Genomic DNA, 4,511 nt, shown 5'->3' on the forward strand with positions numbered 1-4,511 from the left:
ATGCTGCTGCAGGCGGCATTTGCGGTATTGATCTCGCGCTGGAGCGGCGAGAGCGACATCGTCATCGGTACGCCGATTGCCGGCCGCCTGCATCCCGACGTTGAGCCGCTGATCGGCTTCTTCGTCAACACGCTGGTGCTGCGCAGCGATCTTTCCGCCAATCCCACCTTCGAGCAGCTGCTGGCCCAGGCCAGGGCCACGGCGCTGGCAGCCTACGAACACCAGGAAATCCCGTTCGAGATGCTGGTCGACGAGCTGAAGCCGGCACGCAGCCTGGCGCATGCGCCGCTGTTCCAGCTGATGTTCACTTTGCAGAACGGCGAGCAGCCCCGGCTGGAACTGCCGGGCCTGAGCGCGACCACCCTGGCCACGCCGCAGGAAGCGGCCAAGTTCGATCTGGAATTGACCGCGACGCCGCACAGCAGCGGCTTGCAGCTGTCGTGGACTTATGCACAAAGCCTGTTCGAGCCGGCCAGCGTCGAACGGCTGGGCGCTGCGTTCCTGCGCCTGTTGCGCGGCATTGCCGCTGCGCCGCAGCAGGCGGTCGCACAACTGCCCTTGCTGTCGGCGCAGGAACGCGAGCAGGTCGTGCGCGGCTTCAATGCGACGCAGGTGGATTTTGCGTCCGCGCAAACCCTGCCGGCGCTGTTCCAGGCACAGGTGCAGCGCGACCCGCAGGCGATCGCGCTGATTGCCGGCGGCGAACAGCTGAACTATGCGCAGCTGAACCAGCGCGCCAACCAGCTCGCCCATCGCCTGATCGGGCTGGGCGTCAGGCCCGACGACCGCGTTGCGATCTGCGTGGAGCGCGGTGCCGGCATGCTGGTCGGCCTGCTCGGCATTCTCAAGGCCGGCGCTGCCTACGTGCCGCTGGACCCGGCCTATCCGGCGGAACGCCTGGCCTATACCCTGCACGACTGCGCTCCGCGCGCATTGCTCAGCGAGCGTGGCGTAGTGGCGCTGCTGCCCGTGGCGGATACGTCGGCCATACCGCTGCTGTTGCTCGACGACCCAGCCACGGCGGCGCAGCCGCTGCACGATCCTGTCGTTGCTGGCTTCGGCCCGCAGCACCTGGCCTATGTCATCTACACCTCGGGCTCGACCGGCCAGCCCAAAGGCGTGCAGGTCGAACACGCTGCCGTGGTGAATCATCTGCAGGCGCATCTGCAGCTGTGTGCGATACAGCCCGGCGAGCGCCTGCTGCAATTTGCCTCGTATGCTTTCGACGCTTCGGTCGAGGAAATTTTCCCGCCGCTGTCGGTCGGCGCGACGCTGGTGCTGCGTCCCGCCGCGCTGGTGGCGCCGGATGCGCAGTTTGTGCGCTTCCTCGACGACAACGGCATCGCTGTCGTCGACCTGCCGACGGCGTTCTGGCACCAGTGGGTGCAGGAAACCCGGCTTGGCCGCAGCCTGCCGCGACAGTGGCCGCGGCTGGTGATACTGGGTGGCGAAAAACTCGAACGCCGCTTTCTGGACAACTGGTTTGCGCTGCCCGGCAGCGCGGCCTGTACGGTGCTGAATACCTACGGGCCCACCGAAGCGACGATCTACGCAACGGCGCTGGCCTGTAGCGCCGCTGCGCTGCCGCCTGGCGGCGAAGTGTCGATAGGCCGGCCGATCGCGAATACCCAGGTCTATATCCTGGACGCGCAGCACCAGCCGGTGCCGGTCGGTGTGACGGGCGAGCTGTATATCGGCGGCGCCGGTGTGGCACGCGGTTATCTGAACCGGGCCGAGCTGACGGCCGAGCGCTTCGTCGCCGATCCGTTCGGCGAAATTACCAATGCGCGTTTGTATAAAACCGGCGACCTGGGCCGCTGGCTGCCCGACGGCAGCATCGAATACCTGGGCCGCAACGATTTCCAGGTCAAGATCCGCGGTTTCCGCATCGAGCTGGGCGAGATCGAGGCGCAGCTGTCGGCCTGTGCCGGCGTGCGCGAAGCGCTGGTGCTGCTGCGCGAAGACAGCCCCGGCGAGCGCCGCCTGGTGGCCTATGTCGCAGCCGAGGCCGGCCTGCTCGATACGCTGAAAGCGCAGCTGGCCGAACAGCTGCCGGCGCATATGCAGCCGTCGGCCTATGTGCTGCTGGAGCGCCTGCCGCTCACGCTGAACGGCAAGGTGGACCGCAACGCCCTGCCGCTGCCGCAACATCAGGAAAAAGTATACCTGGCGCCGCAGGGGCGGACAGAGACGACGCTGGCGGCGATCTGGGCCCAGGTGCTCAAGCTCGACACGGTCGGCCGCGACGCCAATTTCTTCGACCTGGGCGGCCATTCGCTGCTGGCTACGCGCGTGGTCAGCGAAGTTGCCAAGGCGCTGGGCAAGCCGGTGGCGGTGCGCGCCCTGTTCGAACATGCAAGCCTGGCCCGGCTTGCGGCGCATGTGGATGCACAGGCCTCGATCGACTATGCGCCGATTGCGCGCACCGCACGCGATACGGCCATGCCGGCTTCGTACGCGCAGCAGCGCCTGTGGTTCATCGATCGCCTGGAAGGCGGCAGCACGCAATACAACCTGCCGCTGGCCCTGCGCGTGCAGGGCGAGCTGCAGCTGCACGCGCTGCAGCAGGCGCTGGATGCGCTGCTCGCGCGGCACGAAGTACTGCGCACGGTCTATGCCGACGCCGACGGTATCGCGTTGCAGCTGATCCAGGCGCCGGCGCCGCAGACCATCGTCCGCGACGATCTGCGCGCACTGCCGGCCGACGCGCGCGAAGCACAGCTGGTGCAGCTGGCTGCACAGCACGCGGCAGAACCCTTCGACCTGTCACGCGACAGCATGCTGCGCTGCCGTCTGGTGCAGTGTGGCGAGCGCGATCATCTGCTGCTGTTCGCGCTGCACCATATCGCCGCCGACGGCTGGTCGCTGGGCGTGCTGGTCGAGGAATTCGCGGCGCTGTACAGCAGCTTCGCGCTGGGCCTGCCGGCGCCGTTGCCGGCGCTGGCGGTGCAGTACGCCGACTACGCCGCCTGGCAGCGCGAACGCCTGCAGGGCGCGGAGCTGCGCGCTCACCTGGACTACTGGCGTGGCCAGCTGGCGGGTCTGCCGGCCGTACACAGCCTGCCGCTGGACCGGCCGCGGCCGGCGCAGCAGCGTTTCGATGGCGCGCAACAGGAACAGCAGCTCGATTCGGCCACGCTGTCGCGGCTGAATGCGCTGGCGCGTCAGCACGATGCCAGCCTGTTCATGCTGCTGCAGGCCGCGTTTGCCTTGCTGCTGTCGCGCTGGAGCGGCGAGACCGACATCGTCATGGGCACGCCGATCGCGGGCCGGCTGCATCGGGATGTCGAGCCGCTGATCGGTCTTTTCGTCAACACGCTGGTGCTACGCAATGACCTGTCGGGCGATCTGCCGTTCGAGGCCGTGCTGCAACAGGCCCGCACCACGGCGCTGGCGGCCTACGAACACCAGGAAATGCCATTCGACCTGCTGGTGGACGAGCTCAGGCCGGCGCGCAGTCTCGCGCATGCGCCGCTGTTCCAGGTGATGTTCGCCTTGCAGAACACCGCGCCGCTTGTGCCGGAATTGCCCGGTGTGCGCGCTGCCGCGGTGTTTCCGGCGCAGCCGCAGGCCAAGTTCGACCTGCAGCTGGAAGCCAGCGAAAACGCGCAGGGCTTGGCCTTGTCATGGCGCTATGCGTCTGGCCTGTTCGACGGCGCCAGCATTGCGCAGCTCAGTGCGGCCTATGGCGATCTGTTGCTGCAGCTGCTGGCGCAGCCTGCGCTGCGCAGCAGCGAAGTGCAGTGGCTGGATGCGACGGCATCGCGAGCCTTGCGCCGGCAAGGCCGTGGCCCGGTCCGCACGCAGTATCGCGACCTCGACCTGCCGCGACAGATCGCACTGCAGGCGCAGCGCACGCCGGCGGCAATTGCGGTGCGCTGCGGCGCGGTCGAACTGAGCTACGCCGAACTCGATGCGAAGGCCAAACGGCTTGCGCAGGCCCTGCGGCGCCGTGCCATCGGCCGCGGCGCCCGTGTCGGTATCCATCTGGAACGTTCGGCAGAGTTGCTGATTGCACTGGTGGCCGTGCTGAAGACCGGCGCGGCCTACGTGATGCTGGACCATCGCCAGCCGCCGGAACGGCTGCAGGCAATACTGGCCGATGCGGGCATCGGCGTCGTTCTGCTCGACAGCCGGCGTTCGCTGCTGCCGCATAACGCCGCCGATACCGTGCTGCTGGACGATGCGGCGAGTGCGTCCGACTGGCTGGCAGATTTTTCCGGCGCGGACCCGGCGGTGGCAATTGCCGCCGAGGACAGCGCCTACGTGCTGTACACCTCGGGCTCTACCGGTACGCCCAAGGGCGTGGAAATCCTGCATCGCGGCCTGACCGACTATTGTGCCTTTGCGCGCGAAGGCTATTACGCGGCATCGTTGAGCGGATCGCTGGTGGTGACGTCGCCCGCGTTCGACCTCACGGTGCCGTCGCTGTACGTGCCGCTGCTGACGGGCGGCTGCGTGGAACTGATCGCGGCTGACGACGATCTCGCCGGTTTTGCCGCGCGGCTGGA

1 protein-coding gene is annotated in these 4,511 nt (G+C 67.7%); it reads left to right on the forward strand.

The genetic code is table 11. From position 1 onward, the window contains the following. Nucleotides 1-4,511: non-ribosomal peptide synthetase (locus DFR29_RS28675; protein WP_133822063.1), on the forward strand; the 4,511-nt coding region annotated here is incomplete at both ends.

It is taken from the genome of Tahibacter aquaticus (assembly GCF_004363655.1).
Taxonomy (GTDB): domain Bacteria; phylum Pseudomonadota; class Gammaproteobacteria; order Xanthomonadales; family Rhodanobacteraceae; genus Tahibacter; species Tahibacter aquaticus.